Source organism: Ruegeria sp. CDSC054 (assembly GCF_059610645.1).
Genome location: NZ_JBXWOA010000001.1, coordinates 568,901 through 590,837, shown reverse-complemented (window position 1 = coordinate 590,837; position 21,937 = coordinate 568,901). Strand labels below are relative to the sequence as shown.

The window sequence follows — 21,937 nt, the reverse complement described above, 5'->3', positions numbered from 1 at the left end:
TCTCCTATCGGCGGGAAAGGTGGATACCGGCGATCATGCAGCGTACTGATCCTCCGGCTGTTTCTATGGTTGGAACTGACAATGGCAGCAGAGTGGCGCTGTCTTCGATAATGTCGGTCTGTTGGGGTGTCAGCGCATCTTTGGCGCGACTGGAAAGAGCCAGCACGAGCCCATCACGACCACTAAGCTCGATGGTGTTTCCGGCAAAGTCTGCGATCTGGTCATGGGACAGATCGATTACGGTGCGACCGGATTCTTCCAATCGCGCCTGTACGGTCGCGCGGCGTTCGGCATCGATGATCATGTCGAGGCAGATCAGTGCATAATGTGTGCCGATCCCCATCAGGACATTGGTGTGATAAACGTCTCGGCCTGCGTCGTCCCTAGCTTCGAACGCGATGGGTTCGTAGTTGAAGTTCGTGCAGAACCGCTCCAACAAAACGGGATCAGCGCGGTTTGACTTGACCGTGTAAGCGATGCGGCCGACGTGATCGAGAACCATTGCTCCGGTACCTTCCAGTGCGAGATCGTCCTGTTCCAGCCCCGAATAATCGATCACGTCCTGAACGCGGTATTCCTGTTTCAGCAACTCGATAACATCTGTGCGGCGTTCGCGTCGACGCGACGGAACAAACATCGGATAGATCGCGACGTGCCCGCCGGGATGTGTCGAGAACCAGTTGTTGGGAAAGACACTGTCCGGCGTGTTCTGTTGACCGTGATCATCAAATATATGAACTGTGACGCCTGCATTGCGCAGTTGCTCGACTGCGCGATCATGTTCATCGCGCGCGGCTGCTGAAGTCGCTTCGGCGGATCGGTGTGCCAGTGTCTGAAACGCATTGTCATGGCGAGTCTCTGGGTTCGACACAAACTCGTGCGGTCGAACCATGACGACAGCGGAAGGAGATTGCAGGGAATTCATCAGAAACTCCGGGTCGGGCGGTCGAAGATGCGACGGCCAAGCAGGGACGCGGCCAAGTCGACCATCAGCTTTGCGGTACGCCCACGCTCATCAAGGAATGGGTTCAACTCGACCAGATCCAGCGAACAGACGAGCCCGCTTTCATGCAGCAGCTCCATCGCCAGATGAGCTTCGCGTTCGGTTGCGCCACCGGGAACGGTTGTACCGACAGCGGGGGCGATCGAGGGGTCGAGGAAATCAACATCCAGAGATACGTGAAGAATGCCATTTGCCGCGCGGACACGGTCGAGGAACGCGATCAGCGGCGCTTTGATGCCGTGCTCGTCAATGATGCGCATGTCTGCCAGCACGGCCTGATCCTGTTCCAGTCGTGCACGTTCAGCCGGGTCCACGGATCGCAGGCCGATCATGCCTACTCGATCCGTTGGGACCGGGGCAGCCAGCGTAGGGAAGGCGTCAAATCCGGGTTGCCCCGTGAAATAAGCAACCGGTGTGCCGTGCAGGTTGCCACTGCCCGTGCTGTCGGGTGTATGAAAATCGCTATGAGCGTCCAGCCAAAGTACGAACAGAGGTCGCCCGATCCCGTCGGCATGTGCTGCCATCCCGGCAACTGTGCCCATGGACAAGGCGTGATCGCCGCCCATAAAAATCGGCAGTCCGTTCGGCGCGGTTTCCTGTGCGGCGCGGCTCAGAGCGCTGGTCCAACCGACGCACTCGGGCAGGGCCACAAGGTGTGGATGCTCCGGTACATCTGACGGATCGGCACCGACATTGCCGACATCCGTCACTTGGTGTCCGAGGTCAGTTAGAGCTTGTTCCAGACCGGCCACCCGATAGGCGTCCGGGCCCATGCGGCAGCCCTGACGACGCTTTCCTGCGTCCATCGGTGCGCCAACCAATATTACATTTTGCGTATCCATATGACTATCTAGACCCTCATGATGGCTTGCGAAAAGACAGCAAAATGTTCAAAATGACATTCGGATAAGCGAAATGGGAAGTGGTTATGGACGATTTGGATAGTAGGCTGCTGAGTGCATTGCACCGCGACGCACGAGCATCGCTATCCGAACTCGCCGAAACGCTGGGGGTAACACGCACCACTGTCCGCAGCCGCCTGCAACGGCTCAAACAGTCAGGTGAGATAGTTGGGTTCACCGTCCTCACCCGACAGGACGTTGCGCAAAGCCCGGTGCGCGGGCTGATGATGTTGGAAATCGAAGGCCGTGGGACTGAACGTACGATGGCTCGTATTGCTGCTATGCGGCAGGTGCGCGCGGTTCACTCCACGAACGGCAGCTGGGATCTGATCGCCGAAATCTGGACCGAAACCCTGGCCGAACTGGACGAGGTTTTGTTCCAGATCCGGCGCATGGAAGGGATAACCAAATCCGAGACTAACCTGTTGCTGTCCACGCGCAAAGGTCGGGTCTGACGCCCGTAGCGCTTTGAGCTAGAACGAAATTGTGCGAAAGTCGGCCTGCGCGTTTCGATTGTTCAGAGTGTGATCGCGCCTGAGAGCAGGGACAAAGCATGGCAACTCACGAAAATGCCGAAGAACTCTGGGCTGTGCGCCTGGCCGAGCGGGTATCGGGATTTCTTGAAAAGCCCGTAGTCCGAATCGCGATACCGATTCTGGTTACCCTTATTGCCCTGACTGTCCTTCATGAACTGTCTTCGCACGTCAAATGGGCCGATGTAAAAACGGACGTCGCGAACACATCGTGGAAACTGATGTTTTTCGCCCTGTGCTGGACGGCAGTCAGCTTTTTGTCACTGTCACTTTACGATGTGTTTGCCGTGCAAAGCGTGGCAGATGGCGAGGTCCCATTGCCTGTCGCAGGCATGGCTGGGGCCTGTGGCTATGCCGTCTCGAATTGCCTTGGGTTTTCCTACATCACCGGCACGGCGATCCGGTATCGGATCTATGCGTCCCTGGGTCTTGATCTGGGTCGAGTCGCGGGGGTGATCGCTACATCCTGGATCGCGTTCTGGTCGGGTTTCATTCTGCTTTTGGGCGGGTTGCTAACCTTTCATCCGGACGGAGTGTCCAAGGTTCTGCCGATAAGTGACACGTTCGAAACCGTGATAGGCCTGTGCCTGCTTGTTGGTTTTGCAGCCTTGTTCATTTGGCTGTCCAAGGGCGGACGCAGACTGGCCACCGGTGGTTTTGGTTTCAATCTGCCGGGCGGCAAGTTGCCGGGATTGCTGACGCTGGCGGCTGTGGGCGACCTGTTTGGGGCGTCAATGACACTGTACGTGTTGATGCCGGATGATCTGGGCGTCGGGTTTCCGTTCTTCTTCACCGTTTACATTGGCGCTATTGCAGTCGGAATCCTCAGCCACGCTCCGGGCGGAATTGGCGCGTTTGAGGCAACTTTAATCGCCGGGCTAGGGGCCTCGGGTCGGTCTGACGTGATCGCGGCCCTGTTGCTTTACCGGTTGGTCTATACCTTCCTGCCGTTCGCCATTGCGACGCTGTCCATCGCGGTGGCTTCGGCCCTGACGCACCGACATCACATCAGCGGAGCCGCCACGTGGGTTTACCGCGTGATCCGTCCGATTGTGCCTATGGTCGCGGCCGGTGTCGCAGCTGTGGCGGGTGTCATTCTGCTGGTGTCCGGGGCGTTGCCTGCAGGCAGCGAGAACCTTAGCGCATTGCGGGACTTTCTACCTTTGTCCTTCGTTGAAGCTTCGCATCTTGCCGGAAGCGCTGTCGGAGTTCTACTGATCCTTGTTTCACGCGGCCTGTTCCGCAAGCTGTACCGCGCATGGATAGTGGCCATGCTGCTGATGGTTGCCGGGTTCGTCGCATCGCTGACCAAGGGTCTCGATACGCACGAAGCGATCAGCATGTTGGGCACAATCGCCTTGCTGGCCACTTTTCGCGGGGCGTTTTACCGGGTCAGCGGGGCCTCGATATTCCGTCTGAACATCCCGTGGCTGGTCAGCGTGGTCGCCTTGCTTCTGGTCGTCTTTTGGGTCGGGCTGTTTTCCTATTCGCATGTCGAGTACCAGAACGCCTTGTGGTGGGAGTTCGCGTGGAACGGTGACGCCTCGCGCTTTTTGCGATCCAGTCTTGTGGTGGCGCTTATTCTTGGTGTGGTGGCCGTAAATTCTTTGTTCGGGCGCGAGGTTCCGGAACCGGTCCGGACGGAGATCCCCGAGGTTGTTGAACGTCTGGTCATGGAAAGTGAAGATACCGAGTCTCAGATTTCACTGACCGGCGACAAGCAATTCCTGATTTCACCGGACAATGACGCATTTCTGGCTTATGCCGACACAGGCAATGCGCTGATCACCAAGGGGGAGCCGGTTGGGGATGAAGCCGCCGGAAATCAACTGATCTGGCAGCTGCGCGAAATGGCGGATCGCGAAGGCAAATTGTGCGCCTTCTACAGCGTATCGACTAAGTACTTGCCGACGTTTCTGGATCTGGGCCTGTCTATTCTGAAGATCGGAGAGGTCGCGCGCGTGCCGTTGAAAGATTTCTCGCTGGACGGCAAATCTCGCAAGCGGTTCCGTCAGGCCAAGAACCGGGCCGAACGCGAAGGGTATGTGTTCGAGATCATACCGAAGGAAAAAGTGGGCTCTGTGTTGCCCGAATTGCGCAAGATTTCAGACGATTGGCTGGAGCATAAGGCGGGCGAGGAGAAGGGGTTCGCCTTGGGCGGGTTTGACGATGAATACCTGTCCTATTTCGATTTCGCGGTGCTGAAGAAGGCAGATACGGGAAAGATCGTCGCCTTCGCGAACCTCTTCCAAGGCGGGAACAAGTCCGAATTGTCGTTGGACCTGATGCGGTATGAGCCGGACGGGTCGAACTTTATCATGGACGCCTTGTTTGCCGAGATGATGACCTGGGGGGCAGAGCAGGGGTTCCATTGGTTCTCGCTAGGAGCGGCACCGTTTTCGGGAATTGAGAACCGGCAACTGGCGTCTTTCTGGAACCGCGTGGGAGGGTTCGTATATGAGCACGGCGAGCAGTTCTATCACTTCGAAGGGCTGCGATCTTTCAAGCAGAAGTTCGATCCGGAGTGGAGCCCGAATTACCTCGCCAGCCCCGGTGGTCTGGCAGCACCACGTATTCTGTACGAGGTGAACATCCTGATTTCAGGCGGTTTGCGCGGGCTGACGAAGTAACACTCAGTTCAGACTGGCGCGGGTTGGGGTTTTCTCCAGAAGATCGCCCCAATCTGTGCGATATGCCATTTCGGCCAGAACGGTTTCTGGTAGGAATTCTTGGTTCTGCCGGATCTGCCAGCCGCCACCCAATCCCTTGTAAACCGCAACCAGATTGCTGGACACCTGCTGGCGGGCCTGAATCAGATTGGCTTGTGATCGCAACAGGGCTGTTTGGGTGTTCAGGATACGCGAATAGCTTGCGATACCGTCCCGATACTGGTCGATGGCGATATCAGCCGCTTTGCGCGAAGCCGCGACGCTTTTTTCATAGAAGCCAACTTGCTTGCGAGATTGGGCATAGGCCACCATGGCGCTTTCAACCTCGGAATAGGCGGTCAGGACAGTGTTCTGGTAATTGGCGATCAACGCCTGATAGGCCGCATCCTGCGCGCGGACGTTGTTTTTGATCCGGCCATAGTTCAGCACGTTCCAGACCACACCGGCATTCGCGAGCCCGGTGTTGCTGCCTGCTGAAAACAGATCTTGCCCGCCGGAGGCCTGCAGACCAATTGCACCGGACAGGACGAACTGAGGGTATAGGTCGGCCAAGGCGATCCCAACCTGCGCCGATTGCGTAGCCGCTGCCAACTCGGCCGCGCGTACGTCCGGACGGCGACGTAGAAGCTCCGCAGGGACACCTACGGAGACGTTCGAACGCGCAGACGGTATGCGCCCGGAATTGCCCAGCAGGCTGGTCATGCGGGATGGCGTGGTTCCCAGCAGCACAGCCAAAGCGTTCTTGGCTTGTTGAAGATCACTTTCAATCTCTGGGACCAAAGCCTTGGTGTTGTTCAACAAGGTCAGCGATTCCTGAACGTCCAGTTCGGTCGTGACGCCGTTGTTAAACCGCAATTGGGTCAGGTCCGCGGATTCCTGTTGCAGTTTGATGTTGTCGCGCGCCACGGCCAGCGACTCCTGCAAGGCACGGATGTTGACATACAGGGCAGCAACATCGCCGGTCAGAGTAACAAGCGCGTCGTCATAGTTGGCCACTTGCAAAGCCAGATTGGACCGGGCGGCCTGAACACCGCGGCGTTGCTGGCCCCAGACGTCCAATTCCCATTGGGCATCAAACCCGACCTGCGAGGTCGAAAACTCGGTATCCAGCGGGATGATCCGACGGATATCGGAAATCGGCCCGAGGTTATCGCTGACCTGACGGCGTTCAATAGAGGCACCAATGGCCTGTGATTGCGGATACAGCTCGCCGAACGCGATGCCCAACTGCGCGCGTGCCTGCAGAACGCGCGCACCGGCAACCTGCAGATCAAGGTTCTGGGCATAGGCTTCGGCTATCAGTTTGTTCAGAGTGGGGTCGTTGAACGTCTCCCACCATTTCACCACAGGCGCACTGCGCGAGGTCAGGCCGCTTTGGCCTGCGCTTGGGGTGTTGACCTCGATCCATTGTTTGACGATCGGTGAGTTCGGGCGCACGAAATCCGGGCCAACTGGTGCGCAGCCGACCAGCAGCGCGGCGCATAGGGCCGTGCCCATCAGTCGGCGGTATAATCTGGCCCGGGTCATCATATGCGTCCTTAGATATCCAGTGGTCGAATGAAGTTGGCGAAGGAATAGAGACGAATGTTGATCCGTCGCAGGAACTCAAAGCTTTTGCCCTGACCGGTATAAATCGCCACGGCCGCGTGACCACCGGCAGGGAAGGTGTGCCCGTCCGGGATATCGACCGAGATTTGCACGGCAATGCGTCCGGGCAGTTTTGGCAGCTCAAACCCCGGCAGGCGGCCAGACGGCAAGTACTGACCTTGTCGGGTTGCCCACCAGATTGCCTCGACCTTGCCGGTCAGGATTTCACCCGGATACAGATCAAGAGCAACTTCAACGGGTTGGCCGACCTCGACAAATTTCAGGTTCTGCTGTCGGTACGTGGCCAGAATGTACGGATTGTCCTTGGTGACAAAGCTGGCGATGGCGCCCAGACGGATATCGCCGACGACCAGACCGGGACGCGCCTGTTGAGACACGATCATCCCGTCTTCGGGGGCGTAGATTGTTGTGTTGTCCAGGAAGTACTGGGCTTTGTCCAATTGCGCCTGCGCCTGAAGGATGCCGGTGTTCACGCCGTCAATCTGGGAATCCAGCGCCAGTTGCGCCTTTTCCAGATTGGCCGTGGCCTCTTTGACCTGTGCCTGATCCTCGGTCACCTGTTCGTTCCAGCGATCCAGCTCGTCCTGACGCGCACCGCCAGCGGGTACGAGGTTTTCGTATCGGGCTTGCTGCGTCTGTGCGTAGGCAAGTTGAGCGTTGGCACGCTCAATGGCTTCCCCTGCGGCAATGACGTCCTGTTCAAGGATCTTGGCGTTCTGCTCGGCCGCGACCAGTTGCGCTGTGGCTTCCTCAACCTCAAGCGCGAACACAGTGTCGTCGAACCGATACAGGGGATCGCCCTTTGTGACTTCGGTATTTGGCTCGACCAGTACCTCAGTCAATATCGTCGGTTCGGTCAGCCGTGGGACGATCTGGATCGTTGAGCGGACCACGTGGCTGTCGATAGAGAACGGCTGAAAGAACCGAAGAGCGACAAGAAAGATCAACAGCAGGTGTGCACCGACCCAGAAGGATACGATGCCCCACATTATATTGAATTTCAGCCACTGGAACTTGAAGAAGATAAGCCAGACGAAAATGATGTAGAACAGCGTAATGCCTAGGGCGACAAACATATTTTGTAGTTTCCTTTGGCCTTAGCTCTTTTGCGTCTCTTCCGGATCCAGCGGGTCACGGTATTCTTCCGTCAACTCACCACCCAAGCGCTTGATTTCTTTGCGAACCGCCTCACGCTCATCATCGGGCATACGGCGGATATCGACCACCGTTCCATCGTGGAACGCCCAGATGAAGGCATGGACCCAGGGTACGATGGCGAGAAACCCCATCCATCCCATGATCTTTATCGCCTCGGCATGAGGGTGGTTGCGTTTAATTGCGATGCGGCCCGGTAGTCCCATCACGAATAGAAACAGCGCCATGACGGCGGCCAGCAGCAAGATCAACGCAACAAATGTCAGGTAGTCATAGTAGCCAAGCGGCTGCCCAAGTAGCCCCATCTTCGTGCCTCCGTTCGGGAAGGTTTCCCCATCCTCAGTTGTTGGTGCCCAGTTCGTCAATCACTTTGTAGCTGGTTGGTGGGTCGGCGCAAATGCCAGGACCACATTCAAGCAGTGTCGAACCGGCATTCAGAACCGCCAGACCGAACATGACAAAAAAGGCTGTTTTGGCCAGTGTGCTTCCGCCAAACCGCGGCTGATCCGAAGTGTCGTCAGCGTATTGGCGATCAAACAGCAGCATAACCGCGGTGCCCAACAGGATCAGGAAAAAGCAAATGGCCGCCCACGTATAGTAGTGCAGCCCTAACACGGGCGAGCCGTAATGACCCGTGCCGGGAACGATATGCAGAAGGATCTGGCGCACCGATACGCTGCCGCCATAAAGCGCTGCGATTAACATCAACGCATAGTGCTGCGGCCGCGCGCCGTATAGCAGGTTCAACCCCAGCCCAACGCCCACGGCGACAAAGCCAACGCGCTGCAGCAGGCAAAGCGGGCAGGGCAGTTCGTAAAGCGTCAGTTGGTAAACAAAGGCCAAAAGCAGCACCAGACTGACGGCCAGCATGCCTATGGCGTTCAGGGTTCGGGACAGTTCTGGTGTCATCACCGCCCCCTACAACTGGATGGTCAATTGGCTGGTGGCGTGGAATTTCAGCCAGTACACACTCAACGCCAGCGTGAAGAAAAACAGCGCGTTGGCTGCCGTTGTTTGTCGAAAATAATTCAGCCCCATGGTGGCTGTAAGTAACGCAAATAAAAGCGCTATCATGGCCCGGTTCTCCCCTTCCGTGCAACGACCGCAATATCGCGATACTGTCAGGCACTGGGAGGCCTGGCAAGAAAACTCTTACCCAGTTCACCTTTTAGGAGAACTACTTAGGGGGTTATCGGCACACGCGCAGATCGGTATTCCACCCCTGACACCTCTTGCTTAGGCGGTCCGTCAGAGGCCGGTCCGTGTAGAACGTGTCGATCTCAGCCAATGAAGTGATACGCGCGGGGGCTGCACGCTGAAACTTTGAATGATCGGCCACAAGAAAGGTGCGCCGTGTCTGGGCCAGAATCGTTTGGCTGACCTGGACCTCTTGAAAATCAAAATCCAATAGGTCGCCATCGGCATCAAGTGCCGAGCAGCCGATGACCGCATAGTCAAATTTGAAGTGCCGGATGGTCGCGACTGTCAGATTACCCACCAACCCGCCATCTGATCTGCGCAGGACACCGCCTGCAACAACGATTTCGCAATCGGCGTTCTCGGCCAGAATATTGGCGACATTCATGTTGTTTGTGACGACCATCAGGTTCTTGTGGTTCACCAATTGGCGCGCAACCGCCTCGGTCGAGGTCCCGATATTCATGAAAACCGACGCGCCGTCTGGGATGTCTAGGGCGCAGGCCGACGCAATGTGCGCCTTGGCCTCATCGTTCAGGGCCCGGCGATCCTCATAGCCAATATTGGAAACGCCAGAGCGAATGACGGCCCCGCCATGAACCCGGTCCAGTTTTCCCAGATCCGCCAGCTCAGACAGGTCGCGGCGAATGGTCTGAACCGTGACCCCGAACTGAGCGGCCAGGTCATCCACCATCACACGGCCATCCTGTCTGGCGATGTTCAGAATGTCTGACTGACGAAAGGAAAGGGACATGGTCGGCTCCGAAACGGTGTGTGTTCGTTTTTGTTCTAATTTCGAAGAGTTTCCAAGAGATCTGATTGACCACACTTTTGAAACACTTCGATTTGTGGTGATAAAACGAAAATAAACGAAAGTAAACGTTGACGAAACGCGCGTTCATCGGGTTAATGAGCCCGGTTTTTCAAACAAAGAGAATCATCCGGACATGGAACGGCACACGGACAAGGTCACGGACCTTTTCATCATTGGTGGTGGGATTAACGGGTGCGGAATAGCGCGCGATGCGGCCGGGCGCGGATTGTCCGTGACATTGGCCGAGATGAACGATCTTGCTTCGGCGACGTCATCGGCCTCGACCAAGCTGTTTCATGGCGGCTTGCGGTATCTGGAGTATTTCGAATTCCGTCTGGTGCGCGAGGCGTTGATCGAGCGTGAAACCCTGCTGCGGGCAATGCCGCATATCAGCTGGCCGATGCGGTTCGTGTTGCCGTATCACAAGGATATGCGGTTCGATTCTGAAACGCCGACCTCGCGACTTCTCAGCACAGTAATGCCATGGATGAAGGGCCGGCGCCCGGCGTGGCTGATCCGTCTGGGCCTGTTTATGTATGACTATCTTGGGGGGCGCAAAATCCTGCCGGGGACAAGCTCACTGGATTTGCAAAGCGCGCCGGAAGGCAGGCCGCTGCAGGACAAGTTTCACACAGCCTACGAGTATTCCGATTGTTGGATTGAGGATTCACGGCTGGTTGTGCTGAATGCCCGCGATGCCGAGGCACGTGGGGCGAATATTCTGGTGCGGACCGAAGTTCTGGCGGCCAAACGCGTCGATGATCTGTGGGAAATTGCCATCCGCGATATGCAGAGCGGCGACACGCAGACGGTGCAGGCTAAAATGCTAATCAACGCAGGTGGACCTTGGGTTGGGGACATCATCCAGACCAAGATCCACATCAACTCTCGTGAAGGTGTGCGATTGGTGCGCGGCAGCCATATCGTGACGCCTAAGCTTTATGATCACGACAAGTGCTATTTCTTCCAAGGTGAAGACGGGCGCATCATTTTCTCCATTCCGTATGAGCGCGATTTTACGCTGATCGGCACAACGGATCAGGATCACCCAGACCCAGCAGAGCCCCCGACCTGTACGGAGACAGAGCAGGACTATCTGTGCGCGTTTGCCTCGAAGTATTTCCAAAAACCGGTTACGCGCGATGACATCGTGTGGACCTATTCCGGTGTGCGTCCGCTGTATGACGACGGGGCCAGCAGCGCCACCGCGGCAACGCGGGATTATACACTAAAAGTTGACGCGCAGGGTGGGGCGCCAGTGCTGAATGTCTTTGGCGGCAAGATCACCACCTATCGGCGTCTTGCCGAAAGCGCGCTGGACAAAGTGTCAGAGCATTTCCCGGATCTTCCCGGCCCCTGGACTGCGGGCGTTTCGCTTCCGGGCGGCGATTTTCCAGTTGGTGGCGTACCGGATTTGGTCGAGGCACTGTTGGCCGACTACCCGTTTCTGGACCGTGTCTGGGCGCAACGTCTGGTTCGCGCCTATGGCACTGAGGCCAAGACAATTTTGGGCGATGCCAAGTCCGCATCGGATCTGGGCGAGGACTTCGGCGCGACGCTAACCGCACGGGAATTGGCGTGGCTGATGGACAAAGAATATGCGCGCACGGCCGAAGATGTTGTTTGGCGCCGAAACAAGATGGGTCTGCGGTTAAGTGCCGAGCAGATCGCCGGCATTCAAGGCTGGATGGATCGCAAAACCGAACCCGTCGCAGTGAACGCCTGACCAAAAAAGTAAAAGCCCCGCCAGTTTGGCGGGGCTTTTGTTTTGGATCACGCGGCCTCTTCTGATGAGCCCGGATCATCCTTGGTTCCCTTGATCCATTCCCGCATCCCTTGCAGCAAGGCGTATAGGACCGGCACTAGGATCACGCCGACCAAAGTGGCTGCCAGCATCCCGCCGAACACGGCGACACCGATGGCCTTCTGACTGGCGGCACCCGCGCCGCTGGCCGCCAGAAGCGGCACAACACCCAACAGGAAGGACAGGGCCGTCATCATTACCGCACGGAAACGCTGATAAGCGGCCTCGGCTGCGGCGTCTTTGACCGACAACCCCTTGGCGCGTTGTTCCATCGCGAATTCAACGATCAGAATGCCGTTCTTTGAGGCCAGCCCCACAAGCATGATCATCCCGATCTGCGTATAGAGGTTGATGTCGCTGCCCACGATGGCCACGGCCGCCACCGCCCCGAACAAGGCGACGATCACCGATAGCAGGATCGACACGGGCAAGGTCCAACTCTCGTATTGCCCCACAAGGAAGAGGTAGCCGAACAGGATCGCCAGCCCGAGGATGACGACCACCAGACCACCGGTCGCCAATTGCTGTTGTGCAGTACCGGTCCATTCAAAGGCATAGCCCGGAGGCAGGGCAGTCGTGGATTCCTCGGTCATGACATTGATCGCGTCACCGGTGGATAACCCAGGGGCCGGAACCGCCGTTACGGTCGCCGAACGGAACAGGTTGTGACGTTTCAGCAAGACCGGACCCAGTACGTTTTCGACATCGATGAGCGTACCCAACGGCACCATCTCACCCTTGGTCGATCGCACATACAGGTTCGCGATATCGTCGACATTATCACGATATGAACCGTCGGCCTGGATCATCACGCGATACACACGCCCGAACAGGTTGAAGTCGTTCACATAGTATGACCCCAACTGCGCCTGCATCGTCTGGAACACCTCGGCCACGGACACTTGTAGCGTCTTGGCCTTTTCGCGGTCCAGATCCACGAACAACTGAGGAACGTTGGCCCGGAAAGTGGTATAGGCCTGACCGATTTCAGGACGTTGGTTAGCCGCATAGACGAACGACCCAACCGCCGAGGCCAGATCCTGAGGCGTACCGCCTCCGGTCTGCTGCACCTCCATCTCGACGCCAGCCGAGTTGCCCAAGCCTTGAATGGGTGGTGGGTTGAACGCGATGATCGATGCAGCGGATTCACCATAGGCTATCGCCAGTACTTTCTGCAGGATCGCGTCAGCGCTCAGGTCATCCTCTTTCCGTTCATCCCAGTTGTCGAGGTTCACAAAGATCGCGGCGCCGTTTGTCGTTGTGCCGTTCAGGATCGAGAAGCCGTTGATCAGAACTGTGCTTGCGACGCCGGGGATCTGTTGGATCTGTGTGTCGACACGTGCAGTGACCGCTTCGGTCCGTTCCAACGTCGCAGCGTCTGGCAGTTGCACATCCACGAACAGATATCCGTTGTCTTCAAGTGGAAGGAAGCCGCTTGAGGTGTTGGACATGATTGTGCCCGTACCCATGGCCAGCGCCACGATGATGCCCAGACCAACGATAGGCAGGATCAGTAGTTTCCGGACTATGGCGACATAGCCACTGCGAACACCACCGATGAAGTTCTCGAACACTGCCAACAGCCCTTTGGGTGGGCCGGATCGCGCCTTCAACACCAACCCGCACAACGCAGGCGACAGCGTCAACGCGTTGATCGACGAGATCACAACAGCGGTCGAGATCGTCACAGCGAACTGCGAATAAAGCCGCCCCGAGATGCCGGGCATAAAGGTGACGGGTACGAACACCGCCAACAGAACCAGCGTTGTCGCAATCACCGGACCGGTGATCTGCCCCATGGCTTTGCGCGTCGCCTCGGCAGGGGGAAGGCCTTCGTCTGCGATAATCCGTTCGACGTTTTCAACCACAACAATCGCGTCATCAACCACGATGCCGATGGCCAGCACCAAAGCGAACAATGAGATCGTGTTCAGCGACATGCCAAACAGCAGCAGGAACGCAAAGGTCCCGATCAACGAGACGGGGATCGCAACCGCTGGAATGATCGTCGCGCGCCAGCTTCCAAGGAAAACAAACACCACCGAAATCACAAGGATGAAGGTCAAGATCAGGGTCGTGACCACGTCATTCAGCGACTGATTTACAAAGTCCGTCGTGTTGAATGGAACAGCGTATTCCACATCCGTCGGGAAGGTACGTGACAACCGCTCAAGCTCGGCCTCTACTCGGTCCGACACGGCCAGCGCGTTCGCGCCAGGGGCCTGGTAGATACCGATTACCGTCGCCGGGACACTGTCAAAATAGCCCGAGGCCGCATAGTACTCCGCGCCCAGCTCGACCCGCGCGATGTCCTTGACCCGTACGATTGAACCGGCATCCCCAGTCCGGATGACAATGTCGCCGAACTCTGCGGCCGAGGTTAGGCGGCCCTTGGTTTTGATCGTGTATTGAAAGGTCTGCCCTTCCGGGACCGGAGGAGCGCCGATAGAACCGGCCGAAACTTCGACGTTTTGTTCCCGAATTGCATTGATCACGTCACCGGGTGTGATGGACAAAGCAGCCATCTGATCCGGGTCCATCCAGATCCGCATGGCGTATTCAAGATTGGTCAGAACGTCGGCTTTACCCACACCCTGAACACGCGCCAGCGCGTCCTTCAGGTTGATCGAAGCATAGTTTGATAGAAAGACACTGTCATACGTCTCATTCGGTGAGGTCAGCGTCACCAGCAACAGCATGTTGGTGGATGCTTTTTGTGTGACCACACCTGACGAGGTTACCTCGGAGGGCAGGGATGACATGGCCTGAGCCACTCGGTTCTGCACGTTGACTGAGGCGATATCCGGGTCAGTGCCTACTTCGAATGTGACGTTCAGCGAATAGGATCCGTTGTCTGCCGAAGTCGACGTCATGTAGATCATGTCGTCTACACCGTTGACCTGCGCCTCGATCGGGGCGGCGACGGTGTTTTCCACGGTTTCGGCGTTGGCGCCAGTGTAGGTGGTCGTCACGCTGACCACCGGTGGCGTAATGTCCGGGAACTGAGCGACCGGCAGAACCAAATAGCCGATGCCGCCCATGATCGTCAGGACAAGCGAAATAACAAGCGCCAGCTTGGGCCGGCTAATGAACAGGGCTGAGAACATCCGTTATTCTCCCGGCTGTTCAGAGGCGACGACGGCATCCACCGCAACGCCCGGGCGAACCCGCTGCAGGCCCTCAACGATCACGCTTTCACCTTCGCGCAGACCATCTGTCACAATAATCGCGGTCCCAACCACGTCGCCAGTTGTGATATAGCGCTGTTCGACCATCTGCTTGTCATTCACCACCAGCACGAACTCACCGCGCTGATCGCGTTGCAATGCGGCCTGAGGGACCAGCACCTGAAGGGTGGGCTCCAGTGCTTCGATCTGAACGCTCAGAAATTGTCCGTCGATGATGAACCGGTCCGCGTTGGGGAACTCGGCACGCATAGTAATTGCGCCTGTCAGCGGGTCGATGCGGTTATCTACAAAAACGATCTCGCCTGTTTCGTCCAGCTTGGTTCCGTTGGGCAAGGTGAGGTGCACATTCGGGCTTTTGTTGCTTTCAGCCAGTGAAGCTGCGCTCTCTCCAACCTGTTCGAGGACCGAGGTGAATTGTTTTTCGTTCAGCGAGAAATTTACATAGATAGGGGCTTCGCTTACCAGGTTGACGAGCGGGGGGTTTGTTGGTCCGACAACGTCACCTACGCTGGTTTCTACGCGCCCAATCCGCCCGTCAAACGGCGCGTGGATTTCGGTATAGCTCAGGTCCAACTCTGCTTGTTGGATGGCAGCGTGAGCGGCCTTGACCTCGGCCTCGGCGACCAGTTCATTGGCGCGGGCGATGTCACGCTCGGACTCCGGGGTGGCATCGCGTTTGTACAGCTCTTCCTTTCGGGCCAGATCGACCTTGGCAAGCTCCAGATTGGCCTCGGCCCGGTCCAGATCGGCTTTCCGGGCCTCCAGGGTCGCCTCATAAAGATCGGGTTCGATGGTGAACAACAGGTCGTCTTTTTTGACAAGCGCACCGTCTTCCACATCCTGAGTTTCAAGAAAGCCGTTCACGCGGGCGACAATATCCACCTTGTTAATGGCCTCGGCGCGCCCGATGAACACGGCCTCATCGGTAATTTCTTCAGTATAGGCCGCTGCAATAGACACTTTCGGCGGCGGCGCGTCGCTTTGATCCTGGGCCAGCGCCGTGAACGAGGCGCCCAAACTGGTCAGTGCCGCGATGGCCAAGACCGGACCTCTGTGTCGAAAAAATGAATTCTTTAATGCAAGGGACATGGCGGGCGCCTCATTAGACCTAAGGATATTGCGCCGGGGCAGCTCTGTTGCCTCGACGAGTCGTGCTGATTTCTTGGCAGGATGGCCGTTTTGGAACTTTATCTCAAGCTTCTTGAATGCGTCAGCTGGGTGGTGTGCCCGGAAATTATTCCGGTTTCAGGCGGACTTACGCCAAGATCCTATGGAGTTTTGGCGCCTAATCCCGGTTTTTGCCCCATTTCAAATGAAAACGGAGGCCAAATGGCCTCCGTAACAATGGTGTTGTGATCCAAAACATCAGTCGCGCTGTCCAGCGAACCTGGATTGCCATTCTTCGCGCTGTTCGTCGGTGATCTTGGCGAACAGAACGTCTGGTACCGTGAATTCGTGACCGGCGGGCAGGGCGTCCAGCGCGGCTGCGACATCGTCAGGCCAACTGGTGTCCAATGTGTTCATTGCGCTCAGCATCTTGGCCGAGGCTTCAGGGATGAACGGTGCGCTGAGTACGGCGTAGAGGCGGATCAGGTTCAGGCCCAGACGTACCTGAGCGGCGGCCTGTTCAGGGTCTTCCTTGAAGGTCGACCACGGGGCAGCAGCTTGCAGGTATTCGTTGCCCGCAACCCAGATCGCACGCAGTTCCTGCGCGGATTTGCGAACCTCCATCGCCTCCATATGCGTTTCATAGGCGTGGACGCGTTTGGTCAGTTCATCAATCAACGCGTGTTCGCGATCGCCAAAAGCGCCACCTTCAGGAACTGCCTCACCAAACTTAGAGCGGCAGAACTTTGTAATGCGGCTGACAAAGTTACCCAGAACATCCGCCAGGTCCTTGTTCACCGACTGTTGGAAGTTCTCCCATGTGAATTCGCTGTCGCTGCTTTCTGGTGCATGGCTCAGCAGCCACCAGCGCCAATAATCGGCTGGCAGGATTTCCAGCGCCTGATCCATGAACACACCACGGCCTTGGCTGGTCGAGAACTGACCACCATCGTAGTTCAGGTAATTGAACGACTTGATGTAGTCGACAAGCTTCCAACGTTCAGATGACCCAGATTCTTCGTTGTACGTATTGGTGCCCAAAATTGTCGCCGGGAAGGAAAGGGTGTGGAAAGGCACATTGTCCTTGCCCATGAACTGGACATAACGGACATCATCCGCCCCTTTGTCGGTGCGCCACCAGCGCTCCCAGTCGGCCTCGGTCCTGCCGTTGGCATTCGCCCATTCCTTCGCGCAGGCGATGTATTCGATCGGCGCGTCGAACCAGACGTAGAAGACTTTGCCCTCCATGCCGGGCCAGTCCTGATCGCCCTTCTTGACCGGTACACCCCAGTCCAGATCGCGGGTGATGCCGCGATCCTGAAGACCGTCGCCGTCATGCAGCCATTTCTTGGCAATCGAGGTTGTCAGGATTGGCCAGTCGCTTTTGCTGTCGATCCATGCATCCAGCTGATCTTTCATCGCTGATTGACGCAGGTACAGGTGTTTGGTCTCGCGCACCTCCAGATCAGTTGAACCGGAAATGGCCGAGCGCGGCTCGATCAGATCGGTCGGGTCCAACTGTTTGGTACAGTTTTCACACTGGTCGCCCCGCGCGCGCTCATATCCGCAATTGGGGCAGGTGCCTTCGATATAGCGGTCAGGAAGAAAGCGGCCATCGGCGTTGGAATAGACCTGTTTTTCGCCGACTTCGCGGATCAGCCCAGCATCGTCCAGCTTCCCGGCAAAATGCTGGGTCAGCGTCTTGTTCTGCTCGCTGGACGAGCGGCCAAAATGATCGAAGCTCATGCCAAAACGCTTGGCGATATCGGCCTGAACTTCGTACATGTCCGCGCAGTATTCAGCCACTGGCTTGCCCGCTTTCGCTGCGGCCAGCTCGGCGGGTGTGCCGTGTTCGTCGGTGGCGCACAGGAACATGACCTCGTTCCCCCGGCCACGCAGGTAGCGCGCGTACAGATCAGCCGGCAATTGCGAGCCGATCAGGTTACCGAGGTGCTTGATCCCGTTGATGTAAGGGATCGCTGAGGTGATGAGAATTCGAGCCATGTTCCGTTTCCGCGTACTGTCTGCGCGCCCGTCTACATTATGTTACCGGCCAGCAAAACCCCGGCTTTGGTTCGGACGTCATTTTAGGCACGGGTCGCCGGAAAAATCGGACTGAGTTGCAGCCTTGGATTGCGTCGCCTTCATCGCATGCAATACCCCAGAGTTGTAAATTGGAATCACAAACTCTTGAATTTTCACAATGAGTTCCCATCTATCATGTATACCACAGTATACAATAACGAGGGCAAACAACTGATGTTCGACTTTCTGCTCGAGGGTGCATTTGCGCCCTTCACTTTGGCGCTTGCGCTTCTGTTCGGCCTGCTTGTGCTGGAACTGATCGCATTGGTCCTGGGTGGAAGCCTTATGGCGGGCGAGGGCGAGGTTGATCTGGACGTTGTTGACGCCCCGGATCTCGATGTTGGTGATTTCGATCTGGATATCGATGCCGATGTCGACCTAGGTGACTTTGAGCTGGCCGAGGTCGAAGCGGACGCGCCTGGCGCGGCCCCTTCGGGACCCTTGGCGTGGCTTGGGATCGGCAAAGTGCCGTTCATGATCTGGCTGGTTGTTCTGCTGGCGGGTTTTGGCCTGTCCGGTATGGGCCTGCAGTTGGCGCTGCGCGATCTGCTTGGCTTCGACCTGCCTGCCTGGATGGCCGCGATCCCTGCCGGTGCCTTTGGTCTTTGGTTTGCACGTGGCTTTGGCGGGGTCTTTGCCCGCTTGCTGCCCAAAACCGAGACCGAGGCAATGTCCGAACGGATGCTTGCTCGCCGCCGGGGCGTAATCACCCAAGGCACCGCTTCGCGCGGACGCCCGGCTGAGGTGCGTGTCATGGACCGCTTTGGCAACGCCCACTACCTGCGCGCTGAGCCGCTGCAGGACAAAGACGCGCTGAAGCAAGGCACCGATGTGCTGGTGCTGCGCGACCGACGGCGCGACCGGTTCGTTCTGGTCGGCATGTCTGAATAACCAAAATTTCTAACCCCATCACGGAGGATTTTGCATGGAACTTGAATTCCTAGCCGTCATAGTTGTGACCATTCTGGCAGTAGTTTTGTTTATCGGCCTTGTGCTTGGCCGTCTCTATAAACGCGCGACCCGAGAGATCAGCCTGGTGAAAACCGGTGCTGGCGGTAAGAAAGTCATCATGGATGGTGGCGTTATCGTCGTGCCGTTGCTGCACGAAGTCAGCCCAGTCAACATGAAAACCCTACGCCTTGAGGTTCAGCGCAGCGGCGAGGCCGCTCTGATCACCAAAGACCGGATGCGTGTCGACGTGGGCGTCGAGTTCTACGTCTCGGTCATGGCGACAGAAGAGGGCATCGCACGCGCAGCCCAAACACTGGGCGACCGTACATTCGACGTCGAACAGCTGCGGGAAATGATCGAAGGCAAATTGATCGACGGTCTGCGCGCTGTTGCGGCCCAGATGACGATGGACGGTCTGCACGAAAACCGCGCTGACTTTGTGCAAGAAGTGCAGAATGCGGTGTCCGAAGACCTGCTGAAGAACGGTTTGTCTTTGGAATCTGTCTCGTTGACCGCGTTGGACCAGACGCCGTTTGAGGCTCTGGACGAAAACAACGCCTTTAATGCTGTGGGTATGCGCAAGCTGGCCGAGGTCATTGCGACCTCGAAAAAAGAGCGCGCGCAGATTGATGCCGATGCCGAGGTCGAGGTACGTCGTGCAGCGATGGAAGCTCAGCGTCAGAAGCTGTTGATCGAAAAGGACGAAGAGCAGGCGCGCATCGAGCAGACGCAACAGGTCGAAACCCTGCGCGTTGCGCAAGAGGCCGAGATCGCTGCGCGAACCGAAGACTCGGTGCGTGAAACAGAACGCGCCCGGATTGCGCGGGAAGAAGCGATCCGTTCGGCGGACATTGAGCGTGAGCGTAAAATCCGCGAGGCCGAGATCTCGAAAGAGCGTGAACTGGAAGTGGCCGAGCAAGAGCGTCAGATCATCATCGCGCAGAAATCCGAAGAGGAAAGCCGCGCGCGTGCATCTGCTGATTTGGCCCGTGCCGAGGCGACCAAAGCGACCGAAGCCGTGGCGACCGCGCAGAAGGTTGCCGAGGCTGAGCGTATCAAGCAGATCGCCCTGATTGAAGCCACGCGTGAAGCTGAACGTCAGGCGACGGCGATCCGACTGGCTGCGCAAGCTGACAAAGAAGCCGCTGCTGACCGCGCCGAAGCGCGTCGTGAAGAGGCACAGGCCGAAGCGGACGCTCTAAACATTCGGGCTGAGGCCAAGAAGAACGACATGCTGGCCGAAGCCGAAGGTAAGCGTGCGATCGTCGAAGCAGACAACGTGCTGTCAGTGGATCAGATCCGCATGAAGGTTGATCTGGCACGCATTGAAACCATGCCGTCGATTATTGCGGAGATGGTCAAACCGGCTGAGAAGATCGACTCGATCAAGATCCATCAGGTCGGCGGTATCGGTGGCGCCAATGGCGGCGGCGCATCGAACGGTGACAAGCCGGTCGTCAATCAGGCGCTGGACTCGATCATGGGAATGGCGGTGCAGATGCCGGCGCTCAAGAAGCTGGGTGAAGAGCTTGGCTTGTCGATGGAAAACGGTGTCGGCGGTGTCGTCAACGGTGCGCTTGAATCAACGGTCGAACCTGCCGAAGAGGGCGGCGTGATCGAAGAAGGATCGCGGACTGAACACTAATCGAAAGGGGCCGGGGTTTTCCCGGCCCTTTCTTATTGCCTTTCACGCGACCGTTTCAGCAGACGACCAATCGTGAAAGATGTGCGTGGCGCGTAGACATAGTTTGTCCGCTCTTCGGGCGTCGGGCGTGAGCGCATTCGGGCCAGGCCAAAGATGATCAGGAAAACATGGCCGATGGCCACAAATGCAAATAGCGCTCCGGGTCCGAACTGCTGAATCAGTGTCGATGAAATATAGGGCGAGGCTATCGCACCCAAAGCGAACCAGAACATTAGTGCCGCGGAAAGCTCGACCCGTTCTTCTGCCGTTGCAAAGTCGTTCGCATGAGCGGAAGAGACTGAGAAGATCGGGAAGGTTGTCAGGCCAAAGAATACGGCAGCCAGCATGACGCCTACCGTTCCTGTTCCGCTGGCCGCCATTGTGACACCGCTGCTGACGACCGCAGCAACGGACAGCCAGATCAACACCCAGCGCCTGTCATATTTGTCGGCCAGCCAACCCACCGGGTATTGCGCCAGTGCACCACCCAAAACGAATGACGCCAGGAAGAATGCGATCTGGTCCACGTCCAGCCCAACTTCCTGACCGTAGACCGGACCGACCATCCGAAACGACGCAGAGCTGAGCGCCGCAACGATCACACCTGCAACAGCCAAGGGCGAGCTGCGCCAGGCCAGTTTGGGCTTTAGCCGAGGGGCGTCGGGTGTTTTGGGCTGGCTGGCCCGTGTCAACGTCAGCGGCAACAGGGACGCGCAGCACAGGATCGCCAGCAAGTTGTAGGACACGTAAGACGCAGGCGGCAGAACCGCGATGATCAACTGTGCGCACAAAGACGCGCCCATATCCGCGATGCGGTAAGTCCCCATGGCGCGGCCGCGCGTTTCGTTTGTGACTTTGGCGTTCAGCCATGCCTCGATCACCGTATAGGCCCCGGCGACACAGGTTCCGGACGCGACCCGAAGGGCTGCCCAGATGTACGGGTTTTCGGTCAGCGTATGCCCAATAAGACCCATCGCACCCAGGGCCGTACAGACCGCAAAAGCGCGCGAATGTCCGACACTGCCCATCAGGCGGGGGGACCACCAGCAGCCAATGAAGAAGCCAACAAAATGGGCCGAACCCAACATACCGATTTGTCCGGTCGTGAACCCAAGCGTGATGCCGGATATCGCATCCAAAGGACCAACGCCGCCCGTCGAGAGCTGCAGAAGAATGACAGAAAGAAACAGGGCGGCAAAAGAAATGATCGTGCGCATAGTGCGCCCAGCATTACCGC

Annotated in this window: 17 protein-coding genes; 5 read left to right on the top strand and 12 right to left on the bottom strand. The window is 57.5% G+C overall.

The features are described 5' to 3' along the window. Positions 1-4: 4 nt before the first annotated feature. Complete coding sequence (ctlX, locus tag AC2FGC_RS02905; RefSeq protein WP_496722384.1) at positions 5-925, bottom strand: citrulline utilization hydrolase CtlX; 921 nt, start codon at positions 923-925, stop codon at positions 5-7. Then, the gene (gene rocF / locus AC2FGC_RS02900) at positions 925-1,845 is read right to left on the bottom strand and encodes an arginase (protein WP_496781392.1); all 921 of its coding nucleotides are present in this window, start codon (positions 1,843-1,845) and stop codon (positions 925-927) included. The genes ctlX and rocF overlap by 1 nt, the downstream gene beginning before the upstream one ends. A gap of 86 nt (positions 1,846-1,931) precedes the next feature. Between rocF and AC2FGC_RS02895 the strand changes: the two genes are divergently transcribed. Together AC2FGC_RS02895 and mprF are read left to right on the top strand one after the other, a co-directional pair. Continuing rightward, positions 1,932-2,360 (top strand): Lrp/AsnC family transcriptional regulator, encoded by a 429-nt coding sequence (locus AC2FGC_RS02895; protein ID WP_496722388.1) that lies wholly within the window; start codon positions 1,932-1,934, stop codon positions 2,358-2,360. A gap of 98 nt (positions 2,361-2,458) precedes the next feature. Continuing rightward, positions 2,459-5,068 carry a bifunctional lysylphosphatidylglycerol flippase/synthetase MprF gene (mprF, locus tag AC2FGC_RS02890; RefSeq protein WP_496722390.1) on the top strand — a complete coding sequence of 870 codons (2,610 nt, stop codon included), beginning with the start codon at positions 2,459-2,461 and terminating at the stop codon, positions 5,066-5,068. Positions 5,069-5,071: 3 nt separating this feature from the next. Here mprF and AC2FGC_RS02885 read toward each other — a convergent pair whose 3' ends face one another. The 6 genes from AC2FGC_RS02885 to AC2FGC_RS02860 all read right to left on the bottom strand — a co-directional run bounded on the left by AC2FGC_RS02885 (position 5,072) and on the right by AC2FGC_RS02860 (position 9,821). Beyond that, entirely contained in the window at positions 5,072-6,634 is a 1,563-nt protein-coding gene (locus AC2FGC_RS02885; protein ID WP_496722392.1) for an efflux transporter outer membrane subunit, read from the bottom strand. An 11-nt stretch (positions 6,635-6,645) separates the two neighbouring features. Next, positions 6,646-7,791, bottom strand: a complete 1,146-nt coding sequence (locus AC2FGC_RS02880) for an HlyD family secretion protein (RefSeq protein ID WP_058273814.1) — start codon at positions 7,789-7,791, stop codon at positions 6,646-6,648. 21 nt (positions 7,792-7,812) lie between these two features. Then, positions 7,813-8,175, bottom strand: coding sequence for a DUF3302 domain-containing protein (locus AC2FGC_RS02875; protein WP_113788976.1), 363 nt, complete (start codon positions 8,173-8,175; stop codon positions 7,813-7,815). Positions 8,176-8,209: 34 nt separating this feature from the next. Beyond that, positions 8,210-8,779 (bottom strand): disulfide bond formation protein B, encoded by a 570-nt coding sequence (locus tag AC2FGC_RS02870; RefSeq protein WP_496722395.1) that lies wholly within the window; start codon positions 8,777-8,779, stop codon positions 8,210-8,212. A 9-nt stretch (positions 8,780-8,788) separates the two neighbouring features. Further along, positions 8,789-8,944 (bottom strand): DUF5993 family protein, encoded by a 156-nt coding sequence (locus AC2FGC_RS02865; RefSeq protein ID WP_199528470.1) that lies wholly within the window; start codon positions 8,942-8,944, stop codon positions 8,789-8,791. Positions 8,945-9,059: 115 nt separating this feature from the next. Next, on the bottom strand, positions 9,060-9,821 hold the full coding sequence (locus AC2FGC_RS02860; protein WP_496722397.1) for a DeoR/GlpR family DNA-binding transcription regulator: 762 nt from the start codon (positions 9,819-9,821) through the stop codon (positions 9,060-9,062). Positions 9,822-10,014: 193 nt separating this feature from the next. On the opposite strand from AC2FGC_RS02860, the gene glpD reads away from it, so the two are divergent. Then, positions 10,015-11,607 (top strand): glycerol-3-phosphate dehydrogenase, encoded by a 1,593-nt coding sequence (gene glpD, locus AC2FGC_RS02855; RefSeq protein ID WP_496722398.1) that lies wholly within the window; start codon positions 10,015-10,017, stop codon positions 11,605-11,607. A 47-nt stretch (positions 11,608-11,654) separates the two neighbouring features. Here glpD and AC2FGC_RS02850 read toward each other — a convergent pair whose 3' ends face one another. From AC2FGC_RS02850 to metG, 3 genes are all read right to left on the bottom strand, one after another. Next, positions 11,655-14,792 (bottom strand): efflux RND transporter permease subunit, encoded by a 3,138-nt coding sequence (locus AC2FGC_RS02850; RefSeq protein ID WP_496722400.1) that lies wholly within the window; start codon positions 14,790-14,792, stop codon positions 11,655-11,657. A gap of 3 nt (positions 14,793-14,795) precedes the next feature. Then, positions 14,796-15,962 (bottom strand): efflux RND transporter periplasmic adaptor subunit, encoded by a 1,167-nt coding sequence (locus AC2FGC_RS02845; RefSeq protein ID WP_496722403.1) that lies wholly within the window; start codon positions 15,960-15,962, stop codon positions 14,796-14,798. Positions 15,963-16,238: 276 nt separating this feature from the next. Next, positions 16,239-17,984 (bottom strand): methionine--tRNA ligase, encoded by a 1,746-nt coding sequence (gene metG / locus AC2FGC_RS02840; RefSeq protein ID WP_496776532.1) that lies wholly within the window; start codon positions 17,982-17,984, stop codon positions 16,239-16,241. 216 nt (positions 17,985-18,200) lie between these two features. Here metG and AC2FGC_RS02835 point away from each other — a divergent pair, with 216 nt between their 5' ends. After that, positions 18,201-18,956, top strand: coding sequence for an OB-fold-containig protein (locus tag AC2FGC_RS02835; protein WP_496766629.1), 756 nt, complete (start codon positions 18,201-18,203; stop codon positions 18,954-18,956). A 34-nt stretch (positions 18,957-18,990) separates the two neighbouring features. Then, the gene (locus tag AC2FGC_RS02830) at positions 18,991-20,661 is read left to right on the top strand and encodes a flotillin family protein (RefSeq protein ID WP_496781391.1); all 1,671 of its coding nucleotides are present in this window, start codon (positions 18,991-18,993) and stop codon (positions 20,659-20,661) included. A 32-nt stretch (positions 20,662-20,693) separates the two neighbouring features. Here AC2FGC_RS02830 and AC2FGC_RS02825 read toward each other — a convergent pair whose 3' ends face one another. Then, the gene (locus AC2FGC_RS02825; protein ID WP_496722411.1) at positions 20,694-21,917 is read right to left on the bottom strand and encodes an MFS transporter; all 1,224 of its coding nucleotides are present in this window, start codon (positions 21,915-21,917) and stop codon (positions 20,694-20,696) included. Positions 21,918-21,937 lie beyond the last annotated feature (20 nt).

Coding starts and splice junctions, on each gene's coding strand:
- AC2FGC_RS02895 (WP_496722388.1), top strand. CDS start 1,932: ATGGACGATTTGGATAGTAGGCTGCTGAGTGCATTGCACCGCGACGCA.
- glpD (WP_496722398.1), top strand. CDS start 10,015: ATGGAACGGCACACGGACAAGGTCACGGACCTTTTCATCATTGGTGGT.
- AC2FGC_RS02825 (WP_496722411.1), bottom strand. CDS start 21,917: ATGCGCACGATCATTTCTTTTGCCGCCCTGTTTCTTTCTGTCATTCTT.
- AC2FGC_RS02875 (WP_113788976.1), bottom strand. CDS start 8,175: ATGGGGCTACTTGGGCAGCCGCTTGGCTACTATGACTACCTGACATTT.
- AC2FGC_RS02880 (WP_058273814.1), bottom strand. CDS start 7,791: ATGTTTGTCGCCCTAGGCATTACGCTGTTCTACATCATTTTCGTCTGG.
- AC2FGC_RS02860 (WP_496722397.1), bottom strand. CDS start 9,821: ATGTCCCTTTCCTTTCGTCAGTCAGACATTCTGAACATCGCCAGACAG.
- AC2FGC_RS02865 (WP_199528470.1), bottom strand. CDS start 8,944: ATGATAGCGCTTTTATTTGCGTTACTTACAGCCACCATGGGGCTGAAT.
- AC2FGC_RS02830 (WP_496781391.1), top strand. CDS start 18,991: ATGGAACTTGAATTCCTAGCCGTCATAGTTGTGACCATTCTGGCAGTA.
- AC2FGC_RS02870 (WP_496722395.1), bottom strand. CDS start 8,779: ATGACACCAGAACTGTCCCGAACCCTGAACGCCATAGGCATGCTGGCC.
- AC2FGC_RS02885 (WP_496722392.1), bottom strand. CDS start 6,634: ATGACCCGGGCCAGATTATACCGCCGACTGATGGGCACGGCCCTATGC.
- AC2FGC_RS02835 (WP_496766629.1), top strand. CDS start 18,201: ATGTATACCACAGTATACAATAACGAGGGCAAACAACTGATGTTCGAC.
- AC2FGC_RS02850 (WP_496722400.1), bottom strand. CDS start 14,792: ATGTTCTCAGCCCTGTTCATTAGCCGGCCCAAGCTGGCGCTTGTTATT.
- mprF (WP_496722390.1), top strand. CDS start 2,459: ATGGCAACTCACGAAAATGCCGAAGAACTCTGGGCTGTGCGCCTGGCC.
- ctlX (WP_496722384.1), bottom strand. CDS start 925: ATGAATTCCCTGCAATCTCCTTCCGCTGTCGTCATGGTTCGACCGCAC.
- rocF (WP_496781392.1), bottom strand. CDS start 1,845: ATGGATACGCAAAATGTAATATTGGTTGGCGCACCGATGGACGCAGGA.
- AC2FGC_RS02845 (WP_496722403.1), bottom strand. CDS start 15,962: ATGTCCCTTGCATTAAAGAATTCATTTTTTCGACACAGAGGTCCGGTC.
- metG (WP_496776532.1), bottom strand. CDS start 17,984: ATGGCTCGAATTCTCATCACCTCAGCGATCCCTTACATCAACGGGATC.